We start from the raw sequence: 17,243 nt of genomic DNA, 5'->3' as shown, positions 1-17,243 counted from the left end.
AATATAAGGAGAGCGGGTCTGTTCGTCACTGAGCAGACCCGCTCTCTGTGTTGATACTGTCGCAGCAAGCTCTAGACAAAGCGACTAACCCAAGTTTCACGGGAGGGAATATGTAATGGTTGCTGGATGCGGACTGTGACGTTTGAGTTATGGACTTTGTGTCCTACAGATTTGAGTTAGTTATTGTATTGCGCTTCTTTGTACCTTGCTGAAACATTTACAAGTTACAGACAGACATTGAATACACTAGAGTGCGTGGCTCTATAGCTTGCTATATTACCTTTGCATTGTCTATCTATGGTAGGAGGCTACAAAGTAACGACAAATATTTCAACCAAAAGTGCCCTACAAATCGGAGTCAGCCCCGCACCCCGAAGAACTCCATCTGAAACTCAGCGAGTTACCAATCTAGTTTCATCAAAGATCGGAGCAAACGCCTCGAAATTCATTTTTGCCGTGAAACTTGGGCTAAGTAGGATCAGTCTTCGGTAGTCCAGCGGGTCGGCTCCCACTGCGTCGTGAGTGCGTGGTAGATGGTCTCGGCTGCTACTTGCGAAGCAACACGTGACGGGTCTAGTCGCTGACGAACCTCGTCGTAGTGCGCTTGCTGCGCTTGATAGGCTGAGCCTTCACGGTCTAGGAGCGGGGTGATCGCCTGAGCGAGTCGCTGTGGCGTCACCTTGTCGCCGAGTAGCTCCTCAACGACTGGACACTCTGCGATCAGGTTCACCAAAGAGAAGTAACGGATCGGCAGTAGATGGTCAAAAGCCCAGCGCGCTAAGCGACCTGCGGGGAGCCGATAGGCGACCACCTGTGGAGTGCCTATGAGCGCCGTCTCGAGCGTTGCCGTTCCTGAGGTGACAAGAGCTGCGGAGGCGCCAGCCAATAGCGGTAGCGTCTCGTCGGTGACCAGCTCTATGCGCTCATTTATATAAGGGGTGTAGCGCTCTCGGTCAATGCTCGGCGCACCTGCGATGACTGCTCGCCAGGGAGCTGGCAGGAGGTCGATCGCTTGGCACATAATCGGCAGGTTGCGCGCTATCTCCGCTTCGCGGCTCCCTGGGAGGAGTGCTATGTAAGGTCGAGCCGTGTCGCATAGCTTAGCATTGCTCGCCAGTAGCTCGCCCACGCTCTGTATACTCGGGTTGCCCACATAGCGAGCAGAGACACCACGCTGCGAGAGGTAGTCCGCCTCAAAGGGGAGGATCGTCAAGCAGAGATCCGTGTAACTCTTGAGTCGCTTGATGCGTCGCCGACGCGATGCCCACACCTTAGGCGGTATGTAGTAAACCACCGGCACCCCGTGACGATGCGCCATCGGGAGCGTGTAGCGCAGGTTAAAGCCACCGTAGTCGATTGGGATCACCACGTCAGGAGGATTCGAAGTCATCTCCTCCCGCAAGAGTTGCGCCGCGTGACCTATCTTGCGCATACTACGCAGTACGCTTGTGAAGCCCATGACGGCTATCTCACGATAGTGGTAAAGCGGAGCGACACCCGCCTGCTGCGCCATCTTGTCCCCGCCAATAAAGGCAAAAGCGGCCTCCGCATCGACCGCTTTTAGTGAGGCGATGAGCCGTGCACCGTGCTCATCGCCAGAAGCTTCGCCAGCTATGAGCAGATATTTCATAGCTTACACGAGAGGTTTACGCTAGAGCTGTAGAGTCCACTCCTTAGTGACCCGCTCTAGGAAGGGGTGATCCGTCATGTCAATCTGTAGGGGCGCTATCGTAGCGTAGCCCTCGACGAGCCAGTAGTGATCCGTCCCTGTACGGTGATCGGGATCCACTTGGTCGCCCTGCATCCAGTAGACGGGCGTGCCGTGAGGTGTCTCCGACCGCATATATTCATTGACGAAGCGTCCCGTCCCTTGGGGAGCCCACTTGATCCCCTTGGCGGGAGCCTTCGGGAAGTTTACATTGAGCATCGTCGTGCGAGGTAGTCCATGCTCCATCACTTGCGGGATAAATCGCTTGGCAAAGGCGCATACCTCGCTAAAGTCACACTTGTCGCTGTGGTTAGCTAGCGAAAAGGCGACCGCTGGTATACGAGCTATGGCTGCCTCTATGGCAGCGCCAGCTGTGCCTGAGTAGATTGCGCAGATACCATCGTTGCGCCCATGGTTAATCCCCGACACCACGAGGTCAGGGAGCGTAGTCGCAAAGATCGTGTTCAGTGCCAGCTTGACACAGTCCACAGGCGTTCCCGAGCAACTGTACAGTTGATAGGGTAGCTGCTCGCTCTCCTCCATAAGGGTGATCCGTAGTGGCGTACGGGAGGTGATCTGCGAGGAGGCTCCCGAGCGTGGCTCTGTGGGCGCGACGACCGTGACCGTCGCTATCTGGGAGAGCGTCTCTGCTAGTTCACGGATACCCTGTGCGTGGACGCCATCATCATTGGTTAGTAGTATCTTCATAGTGTGTAGATTTAAGGTTGATAATAGGACAAGTTTAGTCGTGAGCCTCCGCAGAGCGCTGGCTCTCGGGGATAATCTCCTCGAGCTTGATGCGAAACTTTAGCGCTGAGTAGGGATTGATCTCGCCAGAGCGACTATCGCCATAGGCTAGATACCAGGGAATGATGATCTCCGCCTCATCGCCTACGACCATCTGCTGGAGACCAATGCGAGCTCCCTCAATAAGCTGATTCTTTGGACCACGGTTGATGGCAAACTGAGCTGAGCGCTCCGAGCCGTAGTTGCCATCTACGACCTTATCCCCCACGAGCATACGCATCTCGTAGTGGCACTTGATGCGAGAGGTCTCGATGGGGTACTCCTTACCCTCACCATGGGCGAGCCACTTCATATAGACGTAGGCTGAGGAGCCCGGGAGGGAGGCTTTCGTATAGTCCTCTTTTGATGCGTACTCATTGAAAGAACTCTCATTGTTGATGCGCCACTGAGTGGTGGCATCAATAGGATCCTCGCAAGATGCTAAGAGGAGTAGAGAGAGTAGCGTCACGAGGGCTACTCTGAGGGATATACTATATTTCATCTTCGATTTTCTTTAGTAAGGTATTGATACTAGTGCGCTGGGCGATGAGGTCGTGTAGCTCGGAGATAGCGATACGCTCCTGTTGCATCGTGTCGCGATCACGTAGAGTGACCGTGTTGTCCTCAAGCGTCTGGTGGTCGACGGTGATACAGTAGGGCGTACCGATAGCATCTTGACGACGGTAGCGCTTGCCGATGCTATCCTTCTCATCATACTGGCAGGTGAAGTCCAGGTGCAGGAGACGTACCACCTCATGCGCCTTCTCGTCCAGCCCATCCTTGCGTACGAGCGGTAGGACAGCCAGCTTGACTGGTGCTAGTGCGGGCGGTAGCGAGAGGACCACACGGGTCTCGCCACTCTCCGTCTGCTCCTCCTTGTAGGAGCCACATAGCACCGAGAGGAACATACGATCCACTCCGATACTGGTCTCCACGACGTATGGGATATAGGACTCCTTCGTCTCGGGATCGTAGTAGCGGAGCTTCTTGCCCGAGAACTCCTCGTGGCGCGATAGGTCAAAGTCCGTACGACTATGGATCCCCTCCACCTCTTTATAACCAAAGGGCATAAGGTATTCAATATCGGTCGCTGCATTGGCATAGTGCGCCAGCTTCTCGTGATCGTGGTAGCGGTAGTCGCTCTGCGGGAAGCCTAGAGCGTAGTGCCAGTGCAGGCGCAGCTTCTTCCAGTACTCAAACCACTCTAGCTCAGTGCCTGGCTGAACGAAGTACTGCATCTCCATCTGCTCAAACTCACGCATACGGAAGATAAACTGACGTGCCACGATCTCATTGCGGAAGGCCTTACCGATCTGCGCTATACCGAAGGGAAGCTTCATACGTCCCGTCTTCTGCACATTGAGGTAGTTGACGAAGATCCCCTGAGCCGTCTCGGGGCGTAGGTAGATCGTCGAGGCACCCTCTGCCGTCGAACCCACCTCCGTGGCAAACATCAGGTTAAACTGACGCACCTCCGTCCAGTTCGTCGTGCCACTGATGGGGCAGACGATCTTTTCATCGAGGATGATTTGACGAAGCTCCTCAAGGTCGTTGTCGTTGAGCGCCTTAGCCATCCGCTGGCGCAGAGCCTCAGCCTGCTCGATGTAACCCATGACACGAGGATTGGTCGTGCGGTAGAGCGACTCGTCAAAAGAGTCGCCAAAGCGCTTGCGCGCCTTCTCTATCTCCTTCTCCGCCTTACCCTCGATCTTAGCGATCTGGTCCTCAATGAGGACATCCGCACGGTAACGCTTTTTGGAGTCTTTGTTATCAATGAGTGGATCGTTGAAAGCATCTATATGTCCCGAAGCCCTCCATATATCTGGGTGCATAAAGATCGACGAATCAATACCGACCACATTAGGGTGTAGGCGAGTCATCGCCTCCCACCAGTAGCGCTTGATATTGTTTTTGAGCTCTACACCGTTCTGACCGTAGTCATAGACGGCGCTCAGCCCATCGTAGATATCAGATGAGGGGAAGACAAATCCGTACTCCTTGCAGTGGGATACAATCTTCTTAAAGAGATCTTCTTGTGATGCCATAATAATTCCTTGTCCTAAGTAATATGCTCACAAAGATACGAAAAAGAGGTTAGAGACTAGAGGTTCTAGGATTCCTAGGAGCACTAGTGTCACTAGAAGCTCGAGTGCCACTAGCCAACCGCTAATCGCCAACAACCGCTAGCCCCCCCCCCCCGAGGAAATCGCAAAAGCCTCGGTAGAAAACGAAAATTCTCCACGGAGGGACGAAATAAAACTTCGGAAGAATGAAATGAAACTTCGGAAGAAGCAAATCAAACTTCCGAAGAATTTTTCCGTTCCTCGGTGGATATTCGCAAATCCCTCCGAAGAGAATTCTGATTTCCTCAAAGGTGTGGTGTCGGAGTCATCGGAGTGCGCCAGAGTGCCTCGGACGAATAACGACTTGTCTGGACGCAGGGGACGAGTAACGGTTGTAGGGACGCACGATCTGTGCGTCCGTCCCCGTCAAAACCACGATGCTGTAACATTTGACACGACAGTCACAGTAACCTTTGACACAACGGACGCACAGATCGTACGTCCCTACTGCGGGCTACTCGTGGGGGTTGTGCGGAGTCTAGGGATTGACACATTTTGGGAGATGAGCCATTTTTCAGTATCTTTGCAGTGTACATGTTGACGAAATGACGCACGACGAGCAACTACAGGTGGACGCACTCTACCAGAACGCTATGCGACTCCTCGAGCAGCGTGACTCGCTACGACAAGAGGTGGAGACGCAACGTCTAGAGATAGCAGATCTCAAGGGACGGCTCGGTGAACTGTGTGACGAACTGGAGGAGCTGAAGAGTCGCAACCGACAACTCCTGATGGCGCGCGCCCTAATCGTCAGTGGTGCAGATATGGGTATCGCTAAGGAGCGAATGACCCAGATGATCAAACGAATGGACCAAAGCATAGCTCTCCTAGAGCTACAGCATAGTATAGATACAACTCAGCCTCACTAATGGCACGGATGGAGCAAGAGGGTGGCAAAAACCTAGAGGATCGTCGGGACGAGATGCAGAGTATCACGCTGCTTGTTGACGGTATCGCTATCCCCATTGATGTGCCGCGTAGCGAGGAGCCTTATTATCGTCGTGCACAGCATACGATATCGGCTCTCGTCAAGAAGTATCGTGCAGCTTACCCACAGCCAGCAGAGAGCGATGAACAGCTTCACTGGCTTATGGCGGCTGTAGATATTGCCGTACAGTGTGAGGTGCTCAAGGAGAGCCAGGACACGACTGAGCTCTTGAAGCGTCTCTCTGAGGTAAACAATCTACTAGAGCGAAAGCTGTAGACGAGGGGTGTGCGGGGTGTCGTGCCCCCACCTTTTTCCTCAGAAGGGCTGGAATATATAGCTAAGATTGATCGTTTGACCACTGGGACTCCTCTCAGTAGGGCGCATCTGTATCTCTACCGATCATGTCAGAAACATTGTGACAGATTAGATATACACACTTTAGGCAGAACGATTTATGCAGATTAGCACATACCTACTGATTCTATTCATATTGTTAGCCCTAGTCGTAGGCGGAGGAGTCGTATGGCTCGCTGTGATGCGACTCTACAAGCAACGAGCGGAGCGCATCGTCAAGGAAGCTGAGGAGCGCGCAGAGAGGGTTGTCCTCGAGGCTCATAAGACAAAAAAGAAAGAACTACGAGAGGCGGAGGACATCCTGGAGAAAGCTAAGCAGGATGCCGAGATACTGAAGCAACAAAAGGTGATTGAGGCTAAGGAGTACGCCTTACAGCTCAAGAGTGAGCTGGAGGAGCGCTTGGCCGATCGTACGGCACAGGTGCAGAGCCGAGAGACTACCCTGCAGCAACTCGAGCAGACGCTCACAGCACGTACCAAGCAACTGGAGGATGCCTCAACAGAGCTAGAGCGTGAGCGCAAGCAGATGACACAGCAGGAGCAGCTAGTCGTTCAGAAGCAAGAGGAGCTAACCCAAGCGATCCGCACACAGCAAGCTAAGCTGGAGGAGATAGGTGGTCTGTCGGCTACACAGGCTAAGGAGCAGCTCATCGAGTCCTTGCGTCTAGAGGCTCGTGATCAGGCGGCAGCCTACACGGCTGAGGTGATCGAGGAGGCTAAGATGAATGCTTCGCAAGAGGCCCGGCGACTGATCGTGGCGACGATACAGCGTATCGCTACTGAGACGGCTGTGGAGAACTCTGTTTCAGTCTTTCACATAGACAATGACGAGGTCAAGGGACGTATCATCGGCCGTGAGGGTCGTAACATTCGTGCTCTAGAGGCAGCCACGGGCGTGGAGATCATCGTAGACGATACTCCAGAGGCTATCGTGCTCTCAGCCTTTGACCCTGTGCGCCGTGAGATAGCTCGCCTAGCGCTACATCAGTTGGTACAGGACGGACGTATCCACCCGGCTCGCATTGAGGAGGTGGTAGATCGTGTCAGCAAGCAGATCGAGGAGGAGATCATTGAGACGGGCAAGCGGACGATCATTGACCTCGGCATACACGGTATGCACCCTGAGCTGGTGCGTCTGGTGGGCAAGATGAAGTATCGCTCCTCGTATGGGCAGAACCTCTTGCAACATGCACGTGAGACGGCCAATCTCTGTGCCACTATGGCATCTGAGCTGGGACTCAATGCTAAGAAGGCGCGTCGTGCAGGTCTCCTACACGACATCGGCAAGGTGTCTGACGAGGAGCCCGAGCTACCACACGCTATACTGGGTATGAAGCTCTGCGAGAAGTACAAGGAGAAGCCTGACATCTGCAATGCTGTCGGTGCTCACCATGAGGAGATAGAGATGGAGTCGCTGATAGCGCCTATCGTCCAGATATGTGACTCGATAAGTGGTGCTAGACCAGGGGCTCGTCATGAGATCGTCGAGGCGTACATCAAGCGTCTCAAGGACCTTGAGCAGCTGGCGCTTTCTTACCCAGGTGTGGTCAAGACCTATGCAATTCAGGCGGGTCGAGAGCTACGTGTCATCGTCGGTGCGGACGAGATAGACGATCAGGCTACCGAGACGCTCTCGGCAGATATCGCTCATAAGATACAGACTGAGATGACTTACCCAGGACAGGTCAAGATCACGGTCATCCGTGAGACACGTGCTGTGAGCTATGCTAAGTAATCGGCATATGACTGCCTTGGTAGCGGATCCTTTCCTAAGCACAAGCCCTCGGCAGGGTCTCCTCCCGAGGGCGCAAGCTACGATGTAAAGCTTAATATTTTGAGAGACAGATGCGTCGTAAGGTAATCTCCACGGTCGATAGATACATCTTTATCCAGTTTTTGGCTACCTACTTCTTTTCCATTGTCCTGATCCTGGCAGTGGCGATAGCCTTTGACGTGACCGAAAAGCTGGACAAGCTCCTGCAGCCTGATGTCCCCCTAAAGGCTATCTTATGGGACTACTATGCTAACTTCGTGCCTTACTATGCAAATCTCTTTAGTCCGCTCTTTGTTTTCATCGCTGTCATCTACGTTACCTCACGCTTAGCAGAGAATAGTGAGATTATAGCCCTCTTAAGCTGTGGTATGAGCTTTCGTCGGCTCCTCAAGCCGTATATGCTTGGCGCTGCCGTGATTGCGATATTGACCTTCCTCTTGAGTAGCTTCGTCATACCGCCAGGCAATCGCGTCAGAATTGACTTCCAGAATAGGTATATCAAGGACAAACGTATTACCTACGCCAATGCAATCCAGATGCAGGTGGCGCCGGAGACCTTTATGTTTATGTCCTATTACAATGATGAAAGCAAGGTCGGGTACACCTTCTCAATGGATCGCTTTGAGGGCAAAGACCTCAAGAGTCGCGTGATGGCGAACAGCGTTATCTACGACACGCTCTACAACTGGCAGCTACAGGACTACACGATCACCTACTTCGGCGAGCGACAAGACACGCTCTTTAGAGGGACTCAGCTTGATACGATCATACCGATCACGCCGAGGGACTTCCTCGTCACGGAGGGTGATGTTGAGATGCTCACCACGCCACAGTTATATCACTCTATCCAGCAGCAACGTATGAGAGGAGCTGCGACACAGCTCTACGCTATTGAGCTACACAAGCGCATAGCGATGATCCCCGCCTCGTTTATTCTAACGCTCATGGGTGTCTCGCTCTCAGCTCGTAAGCGCAAGGGGGGTATGGGACTGGCTCTCGCTGTGGGGCTCTCGCTAAGCTTTATCTATATCCTCTTTATGACGGTCACTGCTTCCTTTGCAGTGACGGGAGCAATGGCTCCAGTAGTCGCTGCGTGGCTGCCGAACTTGGTTTACCTCGCTATCTCCTTCGTACTCTATCGTCTAGCGCCTCGCTAGCGCCTCGCATTTGGGTTGTGGTCTTGGTGTCCTACAAGTTTGGTGCCTTTGTAGTCTCGATTTCCACTTAGGAGCTGTCAGGACATTTGCTGATTACAGACTGACGCTGAGTGCACCGGACTTCTCTATTAGTTGGCCGGTCATATTACCTTTGCACCGTCTTAAGCTTTGTTGAGGCTTGCTTTTTGCTAGGATAGACTTGGCTTAGCGATGCCAGAAGGCGGGAGCGAAGAGGCTCAGCACGGTGAAGAGCTCAAGACGCCCAGCCAGCATGAGGAAGCTCAGCACGATGAGGTCAAAGGGAGAGGCGGTCGAGAAGTTGAAGACGTAGTCTCCGAAGGCGGGACCCACATTGCCGATGGCCGATACGGCGGCTGTGCTGGCAGAGATGAAGTCATTGCCCGTGAAGGTGAGACAGAAGGTGCCTAGGAAGATGAGAGCGATGTAACCAAAGAAGAAGCCCATCACCTTGTAGACCGCTTCATCGGGGACGCTCTTACCATTGATTCGCAGTGGAGCTACGAGGCTTGGAGAGACTCGGTGGGCAATCTCCTTGGGCAGTGTCTTGGACATGATGACGAAGCGGATTACTTTAAGCCCTCCCGCCGTGGATCCAGCACAGCCGCAGATGAGCATAACGAAGATGCCGCACAGCATAAAGAATGGTCCCCAGCTGGAGTAGTCCGCATAGATATATCCCGTGGTTGAGATGAGTGAGACGATCTGAAAGAAGGCATCTCGTAGTGCTTTCCCTAGATGAGGCTGTATGCTGTTGAGGACTAGGTGCAGGGCAACGAGCGAAGCAGTGACGAAAATGATGCCGAGGAACCAACGGGTCTGCTCATCTCTGAAGAGTTGCTTGATCTGCCCCTTGAAGGCAAAGTAGATGAGCGTCATGTTTAGACTACCGATCACCATAAAGATCATCAGGATCGTCTCGAAGTAAGGACTATTGATCGCCTCAAAGGGCTGATCGTAAATGGAGAAGCCACCCGTTGATATGCAGGTGAAAGCCATACAAGTAGCGTCGAATAGGGGTATCGGCGTGAGTCGTAGCAAGACGATCAGCACCAGTGTCAGTAGGGAATAGACTGCCGAGAGACGTATGGCGACCTCCTTGATCCGTGGCATAAAGCGGTCGTGATCGATGCCCGTCACCTCGGCTTGGTAGAGGAGACCAATGTCTTTGCCCAGCACGGGGCTCAGTGCGAGGGAGAAGACTACGATGCCGATGCCTCCCTGCCACTGTATGATGGAGCGCCAGAAGAGGATCCCCTTGGGGAGGTGCTCCACGGAGGTAAAGGCCGAGGCGCCCGTAGTGGTAAAGCCCGAGACCGTCTCAAAGAGCGCACTGCTAAAGCGGGGCAGGTAACCCCCCACGAGAAAAGGAATCATACCAATCAGTGCCACCACCAGCCACGTCATCGATACGGCGAGCATAGCCTCACGGCGACCGAGCTTGTCACTATACTTGAGTCGTCCGAACCAGAGGCAGCCGAGCCCGACTAGCAGAGCACAGCCTAGTGCGACTAGGAGAGGAGCCACGGCGTGATCCTGCATGAGGAGGGAGACCACAATGCAGATGAGCAAAAAGAGACACTCGATGAGGCACATGGCTCCCACGATGCTCCCCACGAAGGGTAGGTTGATACGTCTCATGCGCTTGCTTTCGTCAGATAGATTTTGGGTGGATCAGAAAAAGGGCTTCGCTAGATGTGGCACTTTAGTCAAAGAGCTTAGAGAGTTGTTCCATAGGCGTATTGGTACAGAAGACCACGACGCTGTCGTAGGGCTGGATCTCCATATTACCGTCAATTAGCATCGGCACACCGTTGCGCACCAGACCACCGAGGGTGATGCCTTGCGGTATGTCTAGCTCCTTGACAGGGCGCTCAGTGATGGTTGAGCCACTCTTAGCCTGTAGCTCCGCCACATCTGTGTGAGCGATGGTGAGCGACTTGATAGACTTCGTGTCGGAGCCTAGGAGCGCATGGAAGATGTTGCCCGCAGCAATCACCTTTTTATTGATGATCGTGCCGATGTCCAGCTTCTCGGCTAGGGGGATGTAGTCAATGTTCTCCTCTTTCGCAATCGTCTTCGCCACTTGAAAACGCTTGGCTGCGAGGCAGGCGAGGATGTTCGTCTCCGAGTTCTCCGTCAGAGCGACGAAAATGCTCTCCTCGTCCAGCCCAATCTCGGAGATGAGGTTGAGATCACGGCCATCGCCGTCGTAGAGCTTGACATTGGAGGGTATCTCGTCCTCGATCTCCTTGATACGCTCTAGGTCTCGCTCGATAAGGTGAAAGTCAATATTGCTCGGAGCCTTCGAAACGGTGCGGAGCGCAATGAGGCTTCCGCCGAGGATGACCACACGCTTGACAGGGCGCTGGTCCTTGTCGCAGTACTGACGAACGAGGTCAATGTCTTTGTTGAGACAGGTGAAGAAGACCACGTCGCCGTGCTCTATGATCGTCTGACCATCAGGTATGAGTGTCTCTTCGCCACGCTTGATAGAGACCACGTGAAAGGCTTTGTCGCCCAGCTCCTTAGTCCAGCTCAGCGGACGCCCCACGAGGATGCTCCCTTGGCGCACCTTGACACCCACGAGGACGAATGCCCCGTTGAGGAGCTCCACATAGACTCTCGCCCAGGGGTGCTTGAAGCTGTTAGCAATCTCCTCGGCGGCCAGCTCCTCAGGGTAGATGAGCTGGTCCACTCCTAGGCTCCCGAAGAAGCGACGGTAGTGATCCGCCAGATAGCGGTGATTGTTGATACGAGCGATGGTTCGCTTGGCACCAAGCTGCGCAGCGAGCATGCAGGCTAGTAGATTATCCGCCTCACCAGGCATCACGCTGACGAAGAGGTCGCAGTCGTGCACCTCCGTTAGCTGCAGGTCCTCCAGCTTTGTCGGATCACCTACGATCGTGTAAGCGTCAAACTTGCGCTGTACACGGCGTAGCAACTCCTTGTCAGAGTCAATGAGTGTCGTGGACTGCTGCTCCTCTCCCGACAACCTATAGGCTAAGTGAGTACCCACTTCGCCCGCTCCAGCAATAACTATTCGCATAGCTCAGCTTTGATTCTATTATATATTGTGTCTGCATCAATGCCACAGTAGCGTTGTTGCTCAGCGACGGTGCCTTGCTCGATAAAAGCGTCGGGCAGGCCAAACTGAATGAGCTTTCCTCGGAAGCCCTGACGCTGAGCTAGGGCTGCAATGCGCTCTCCCACGCCTCCGATGAGTGTCCCCTCCTCAAGCGTGGCAATGCTGTCATAACGCTCTAGAGCCGTCGTGATCAGCTCTTCGTCTAGAGGCTTCGCAAAGATCAAGTCGTAGTGCGCCACCTCGATACCCTCAGCGAGTAGACGCTCCCGCACCTCCTCGGCGGTCACTCCGATGGTGCCGATGGAGAGCAATGCGATGCGTCCGCCCTCATGTAGCATGCGTCCCTTGCCTATCGGGAGGAGCTCCGCTGGACAGCGCCAGTCCACCAGCGAACCCTCGCCACGCGGGTAGCGAATCGCCATAGGACCCTCCTGCCCCTCGTAAGCCGTGCGCATCAAGTGGCGCAGGTAGTGCTCATTCATCGGAGCCGCAACCGTCATATTTGGGACGGTACAGAGGTAAGCTAGGTCAAAGGCTCCCTGATGCGTCGCTCCATCCTGACCAACCAAGCCTGCACGGTCGATGCAGAGGACTACGTGGTAGCCTGGCAGAGCGACATCGTGTATGATCTGGTCATAAGCGCGCTGTAGGAAGGAGGAGTAAATGACACAAAACGGGATCATCCCCTCACGCGCCATACCTGCGCTAAAGGTAACTGCGTGTGCCTCCGCAATCCCCACATCGTAGCTTCGCTCGGGGAAGGCACGCATCATTATATTCAGCGAACTGCCCGACGGCATGGCGGGTGTGATCCCCACGATGCGCTTGTCCTCGGAAGCTAGCTCGGTGACGGTCTCTCCGAAGACCTCTTGAAACTTCGGCGGATGCGCTCCTCGCTCGCTCTTGACACGCTCTCCCGTCTTCACGTCAAAGCAACCAGGCGCATGCCATACGGTTGCATTCTCCTCGGCGGGCTTGTAGCCCTTACCTTTGATCGTCCTGAGGTGTAGTATCTTCGGTCCTCGCATTGGGAGGATGCGTCGGAGCGTCTCCACGAGATGCTCTATGTCATGACCATTGACTGGACCAAAGTAGCGAATCCCCAAGCCGTCAAAGAAGGACGATTGGTTTTGCGTCAGGAGCGACTTGACACTGTTGTTGATCCGCTGAATGTTTTTCTTGCGACGATCATTTATCAGATTCATCTGTCGCAGACCACGGTAGAGGTCGTAGCGGATCGTATTGTATGCGTGACTGGTATTGAGGTCGACGAGGTATTTGTTTAGTCCACCCACATTAGCATCGATGGACATATTGTTGTCGTTGACCACGATGAGCAGATCGTTGGGGTAGGAGCTCACATTGTTTAGTCCCTCAAAGGCGAGTCCGCCCGTCATCGATCCATCACCGATGACCGCCACGACGTGACGCTCCTCTTGCTTGAGCTTAGCAGCGATCGCCATACCCAGCGCAGCCGAGATTGAGTTCGAGGCGTGCCCTGCGGGAAAAGTGTCGTACTCGCTCTCGCTAGGGAGCGGAAAGCCCGAGAGCCCGCCCCACTGTCGTAGAGACTCAAAGCGATCGCGCCTTCCTGTCAAGATCTTATGCCCATAAGCTTGATGCCCCACGTCCCAGACGATGCGGTCGTAAGGGGTGCGACAGACGTAGTGGAGCGCTACCGTGAGTTCCACCGCACCCAGACTAGATCCCAGGTGACCTGGTACGTGCGAGAGCACCTCCAGCTCATAGCGACGGAGCTCCTGACACAGCTGAGGAAGCTGAGAGAGAGATAGCTGCCGTAACTGCTGAGGCGTATCAATATGCGATAGGATAGGGTAGTCGCTAGTGTTCATAACCATAGTGTGTCTACAGATGAGAGCATCTTCGGAGTCGTATCAGTCGATCCGCAAGGTGAAGAAGGACCCAAGTAAGCTCTCTTACTGCACTGCAAAGATACTAATCTTTGCTGTCTGATAAAAGTATCCCTCTCACTAACCTAGAGTTCCCTCCTAGATACCATAGTGGGCGCTGGTGCTACGATGTGTTAATACCTTAGATTTCGGTATCTTTGTACAGTCACTTTGCGAAGGTGATGACAAGAAGATATCTTTGCTCACCTCGCTATCAAGAGCAGAACAATAAATTCATCTATATAACTACCTCTCTATGACACAAGAATCATTCATTCGCCTAGATGGCAAGACCACTGCGACCGAGATCAAGAAGGAGATCGCACAGGAGGTACAGCAGATGGTCGCTGCTGGGCAGCGCCCGCCTTGTTTGGGCGCTATCATCGTGGGCCATGACGGTGCCAGTGAGACCTACATAGCGAGCAAGATCAAGGCTTGCGAGGAGGTCGGCTTCATCTCTCTGACGAAGCGCTTTGACGAATCGATCACTCAAGAGGAGCTCATCGCTGAGATCGAGCAACTCAACAAAGATCCCGAGGTTGATGGCTTCATAGTCCAGCTACCACTACCGAAGCATATTGACGAGCAGGCGGTCATTCACGCTGTAGACTACCGCAAGGATGTGGATGGCTTTCACCCAATCAACGTGGGGCTCCTCAGCCTTGGAGAGCCTTGCCTCGTACCTGCCACGCCGAAGGGGGTTATCGAGCTACTCAAGCACTACAACCTCAGCACGGAGGGTAAGCATGTGGTGGTCCTCGGACGTAGCAACATCGTCGGTAAACCGATCGCGCAGCTCTTCCTCCAGAAAGGGGCTCAGGGCAATGCGACCGTAACGATCTGCCACAGCCGTACGAAAGACATCGCCTCCATTTGCCGTCAGGCTGACATCGTCGTCGCTGCGATCGGTATCCCGCTCTTTGTCAAGAAGGAGATGGTCAAGGAGGGTGCCATCGTCATCGATGTGGGCATCACACGTGTCCCCGACGCAACGAAGAAGAGTGGCTCGCGCATCGTGGGCGACGTCGACTTTGACGAGGTGGCTCCGCACTGCTCCTACATCACGCCTGTGCCTGGCGGTGTAGGTCCTATGACCATCATCACGCTGATGCGTAATACGATCCTGGCTCGCCAGCTACGCCAGAAGTAATCTCTCCCTATGTCCCTCCTCGATCTCTGGCACGATCATCCGCGCATCGTAGAGCTTCGCCAAGCCCTACAGCAGGATCATTGTGTAGAGCTCGAGGGGGTGACCGCTTCGGCGCCCGCCTTTATCCTCGCCACCTTGGCGCGAGAGCACCCTTATCTGGTGATTGCCGAGGATGCCGACAGTGCGGGCTATATGCTGGGCGACCTAGAGGCTTTGGGCGTCAAAGCTTACTACTACCCCTCAGCCTTCAATAGACATATTAAGTATGGTCAGCGAGAGCCAGCGCAGGAGGTCTTGCGGGCCGAATTGCTCGCCTGCCTTGCTGCGGGCGATACACCGCTGATCGTCTCTTATCCCGAAGCTCTTGCCGAGGCAATACCCTCCCAGCAGGAGGTGGCGCAGAGCTGCTTCACGCTCAGCGTGGGCGATGTGATCTCTCGAGATAAGCTACGAGAGCGACTACTTGAGGAGGGCTTCGAAGAGGTGGACTACGTCTACAGTCCTGGTCAAGTGGTCTACCGTGGTAGTCTCGTGGACATCTTCTCTTATGGGAGCACCTACCCGTACCGCATTGACTTCTTTGACGATGAGATCGACAGCATACGGCGCTTTGACATCGAGAGCCAGCTCTCTGTGGATCAGTGCGAGCGTGCCGAGATAGCCCCCGCACTACAGGTCAAAGGCGATGCCTCTGGCGGAGAGACCTCTCTCCTGTCGCTCCTATCCCCTGACTACCAACTCTGGATCAGTCGCTACGAGTCGCTAGCTGAGCAGTGGAAAGGGCTTTACGATGCAGAGCTAGCGGTAGAGTACGAAGGTGCTTTTGCCACACAGGAGGAGATGCGCGAGCTGTTACTCCCCCCAGACAAACTCTCGGCTGAAGTGGCGCAGCGCACGAAGATCCTAGGCACCCCGACGAAAGGGCTGTCAATCGTTGACCAGCGGATCACCTTTGCGACGAAGCCACAGCTGCTGATCCATCGCCACTTTGACCTATTGGTTGAGGAGTTGCAGGTGCGCAAGCGGGGCTTCTTCAAGAGCTTCTTCCTCTCCGAGTCGTCCGCACAGGCGCAGCGTCTCAAGGAGATACTCATCGAGCGCGAGGCGGAGGAGCTCCTCCCCGAGTGGGTGCCACTGGTCGTTCACGAGGGCTTTGAGGACAAGGACTTGGACGTCTTACTCCTGACCGACCATCAGATCTTCGACCGCTACCACCACTACCAGCTCAAGAGCGACCGCATTCGCAATGCCGATGCGGCGATCTCGCTCAAGGAGCTACACGCCATCTCGCCAGGCGACTACATCGTCCACAGCGACCACGGTGTGGGTCAGTTTGACGGGCTCCTCACCACGGAGGTAGACGGCAAGCCACGTGAGGTGGTTAAGCTGGTTTACCAAAACAAAGATGTGCTCCTCGTCAGCATCCATAGCCTGCACAAGCTCTCGAAGTATCAGGCACAAGAGGAGGGTTCGCCACAACTCAGCAAACTAGGCACGGGTGCCTGGACAAAGCTCAAGGAGCGTGCGAAGACCAAGATCAAGTCGATCGCTCGTGACCTCATTGCACTCTATGCAGCGCGCAAGGAGCAATCGGGCTTTGCCTTTTCGCCCGATAGCTACCTGCAGCACGAGATGGAGGCTTCCTTTGCTTATGAGGAGACGCCCGACCAACTGAAAGCGATCGAGCAGATCAAGGCGGACATGGAGAGTAACCGTCCGATGGATCGATTGGTCTGCGGTGACGTGGGCTTTGGCAAGACGGAGGTGGCGATACGAGCTGCCTTCAAGGCGGTCGCCGACAGCAAGCAGGTGGCGGTCTTGGTGCCGACGACGATCCTCGCTTACCAGCATTACCAGACATTTAGCCAGAGGCTCGAGGGTTTGCCATGCCGCATCGAATACCTCTCGAGAGCTAAGAGCGACAAGCAGATGAAAGCCATCCTAGCGGACCTAGCCGAGGGACAGGTCGACATATTGATCGGCACGCACCGACTGCTAAGCAAAGGGGTCGCCTTCAAGTCGCTCGGGCTGCTCATCATAGACGAGGAGCAGAAGTTTGGCGTCAAGGCTAAGGAGCAGCTCCGCAAGCTACAGGTCAACGTGGATACGCTCACGCTCTCAGCGACACCGATACCCCGCACCCTGCAGTTCTCCCTGATGGGCGCTCGTGACCTCTCCAATATCAATACGCCTCCGCGGAATCGTCAGCCCGTCACGACACGACTCATTCGCTGGTCGCAAGAGACC

The 17,243-nt window shown here is 54.5% G+C and carries 13 protein-coding genes; 6 read left to right on the top strand and 7 right to left on the bottom strand.

What is annotated here, in order from left to right; all coding sequences use genetic code 11:
- Positions 1 to 478 precede the first annotated feature (478 nt).
- Genes lpxB through Q0X57_RS03230 form a run of 4 tightly spaced genes read right to left on the bottom strand, consistent with a single transcriptional unit; the run spans position 479 to position 4,539 of the window.
- The gene (gene lpxB, locus Q0X57_RS03245; RefSeq protein ID WP_297727552.1) at positions 479 to 1,630 is read right to left on the bottom strand and encodes a lipid-A-disaccharide synthase; all 1,152 of its coding nucleotides are present in this window, start codon (positions 1,628 to 1,630) and stop codon (positions 479 to 481) included.
- Between the two features lie 21 nt (positions 1,631 to 1,651).
- Positions 1,652 to 2,416 carry a 5'/3'-nucleotidase SurE gene (gene surE / locus Q0X57_RS03240; RefSeq protein WP_297727549.1) on the bottom strand — a complete coding sequence of 255 codons (765 nt, stop codon included), beginning with the start codon at positions 2,414 to 2,416 and terminating at the stop codon, positions 1,652 to 1,654.
- Positions 2,417 to 2,450: 34 nt separating this feature from the next.
- Positions 2,451 to 2,996: an FKBP-type peptidyl-prolyl cis-trans isomerase gene (locus tag Q0X57_RS03235; protein ID WP_297727546.1), complete on the bottom strand. Its 546-nt coding sequence runs from the start codon at positions 2,994 to 2,996 to the stop codon at positions 2,451 to 2,453.
- Positions 2,986 to 4,539, bottom strand: a complete 1,554-nt coding sequence (locus tag Q0X57_RS03230) for a glycine--tRNA ligase (RefSeq protein WP_297727543.1) — start codon at positions 4,537 to 4,539, stop codon at positions 2,986 to 2,988. The genes Q0X57_RS03235 and Q0X57_RS03230 overlap by 11 nt, the downstream gene beginning before the upstream one ends.
- A 623-nt stretch (positions 4,540 to 5,162) precedes the next feature.
- Between Q0X57_RS03230 and Q0X57_RS03225 the strand changes: the two genes are divergently transcribed.
- From Q0X57_RS03225 to Q0X57_RS03210, 4 genes are all read left to right on the top strand, one after another.
- Positions 5,163 to 5,486 carry a hypothetical protein gene (locus Q0X57_RS03225; RefSeq protein ID WP_007365971.1) on the top strand — a complete coding sequence of 108 codons (324 nt, stop codon included), beginning with the start codon at positions 5,163 to 5,165 and terminating at the stop codon, positions 5,484 to 5,486.
- Positions 5,486 to 5,821 carry a cell division protein ZapA gene (locus tag Q0X57_RS03220; RefSeq protein ID WP_297727540.1) on the top strand — a complete coding sequence of 112 codons (336 nt, stop codon included), beginning with the start codon at positions 5,486 to 5,488 and terminating at the stop codon, positions 5,819 to 5,821. The genes Q0X57_RS03225 and Q0X57_RS03220 overlap by 1 nt, the downstream gene beginning before the upstream one ends.
- A 178-nt stretch (positions 5,822 to 5,999) precedes the next feature.
- Positions 6,000 to 7,634, top strand: coding sequence for a ribonuclease Y (gene rny, locus Q0X57_RS03215; protein ID WP_297727537.1), 1,635 nt, complete (start codon positions 6,000 to 6,002; stop codon positions 7,632 to 7,634).
- Positions 7,635 to 7,744: 110 nt separating this feature from the next.
- Positions 7,745 to 8,830 carry an LptF/LptG family permease gene (locus Q0X57_RS03210; protein WP_297727534.1) on the top strand — a complete coding sequence of 362 codons (1,086 nt, stop codon included), beginning with the start codon at positions 7,745 to 7,747 and terminating at the stop codon, positions 8,828 to 8,830.
- A 204-nt stretch (positions 8,831 to 9,034) separates the two neighbouring features.
- On the opposite strand, the gene Q0X57_RS03205 is transcribed toward Q0X57_RS03210, so the two are convergent.
- The 3 genes from Q0X57_RS03205 to dxs form a co-directional block, all read right to left on the bottom strand.
- Complete coding sequence (locus tag Q0X57_RS03205) at positions 9,035 to 10,489, bottom strand: TrkH family potassium uptake protein (RefSeq protein WP_297727531.1); 1,455 nt, start codon at positions 10,487 to 10,489, stop codon at positions 9,035 to 9,037.
- Positions 10,490 to 10,553: 64 nt separating this feature from the next.
- Complete coding sequence (gene trkA, locus Q0X57_RS03200; RefSeq protein ID WP_297727528.1) at positions 10,554 to 11,897, bottom strand: Trk system potassium transporter TrkA; 1,344 nt, start codon at positions 11,895 to 11,897, stop codon at positions 10,554 to 10,556.
- Positions 11,888 to 13,789, bottom strand: a complete 1,902-nt coding sequence (dxs, locus tag Q0X57_RS03195) for a 1-deoxy-D-xylulose-5-phosphate synthase (protein WP_297727555.1) — start codon at positions 13,787 to 13,789, stop codon at positions 11,888 to 11,890. The genes trkA and dxs overlap by 10 nt, the downstream gene beginning before the upstream one ends.
- A gap of 313 nt (positions 13,790 to 14,102) precedes the next feature.
- On the opposite strand from dxs, the gene folD reads away from it, so the two are divergent.
- Together folD and Q0X57_RS03185 are read left to right on the top strand one after the other, a co-directional pair.
- Positions 14,103 to 14,996: a bifunctional methylenetetrahydrofolate dehydrogenase/methenyltetrahydrofolate cyclohydrolase FolD gene (folD, locus tag Q0X57_RS03190; RefSeq protein ID WP_007364955.1), complete on the top strand. Its 894-nt coding sequence runs from the start codon at positions 14,103 to 14,105 to the stop codon at positions 14,994 to 14,996.
- A gap of 9 nt (positions 14,997 to 15,005) precedes the next feature.
- A partial coding sequence (locus tag Q0X57_RS03185) for a DEAD/DEAH box helicase (protein ID WP_297727523.1) occupies positions 15,006 to 17,243 on the top strand: 2,238 nt, incomplete at its 3' end.

The organism is uncultured Porphyromonas sp. (genome assembly GCF_947254915.1).
Classification (GTDB): Bacteria; Bacteroidota; Bacteroidia; order Bacteroidales; family Porphyromonadaceae; genus Porphyromonas.
This window is presented reverse-complemented; position numbering and strand designations above follow the sequence as displayed.

Bases quoted from the DNA above. Each gene is read 5' to 3' on its own strand.
- lpxB (WP_297727552.1), bottom strand. From the start codon at position 1,630: ATGAAATATCTGCTCATAGCTGGCGAAGCTTCTGGCGATGAGCACGGT.
- surE (WP_297727549.1), bottom strand. From the start codon at position 2,416: ATGAAGATACTACTAACCAATGATGATGGCGTCCACGCACAGGGTATC.
- Q0X57_RS03235 (WP_297727546.1), bottom strand. From the start codon at position 2,996: ATGAAATATAGTATATCCCTCAGAGTAGCCCTCGTGACGCTACTCTCT.
- Q0X57_RS03230 (WP_297727543.1), bottom strand. From the start codon at position 4,539: ATGGCATCACAAGAAGATCTCTTTAAGAAGATTGTATCCCACTGCAAG.
- Q0X57_RS03225 (WP_007365971.1), top strand. From the start codon at position 5,163: ATGACGCACGACGAGCAACTACAGGTGGACGCACTCTACCAGAACGCT.
- Q0X57_RS03220 (WP_297727540.1), top strand. From the start codon at position 5,486: ATGGCACGGATGGAGCAAGAGGGTGGCAAAAACCTAGAGGATCGTCGG.
- rny (WP_297727537.1), top strand. From the start codon at position 6,000: ATGCAGATTAGCACATACCTACTGATTCTATTCATATTGTTAGCCCTA.
- Q0X57_RS03210 (WP_297727534.1), top strand. From the start codon at position 7,745: ATGCGTCGTAAGGTAATCTCCACGGTCGATAGATACATCTTTATCCAG.
- Q0X57_RS03205 (WP_297727531.1), bottom strand. From the start codon at position 10,489: ATGAGACGTATCAACCTACCCTTCGTGGGGAGCATCGTGGGAGCCATG.
- trkA (WP_297727528.1), bottom strand. From the start codon at position 11,897: ATGCGAATAGTTATTGCTGGAGCGGGCGAAGTGGGTACTCACTTAGCC.
- dxs (WP_297727555.1), bottom strand. From the start codon at position 13,789: ATGAACACTAGCGACTACCCTATCCTATCGCATATTGATACGCCTCAG.
- folD (WP_007364955.1), top strand. From the start codon at position 14,103: ATGACACAAGAATCATTCATTCGCCTAGATGGCAAGACCACTGCGACC.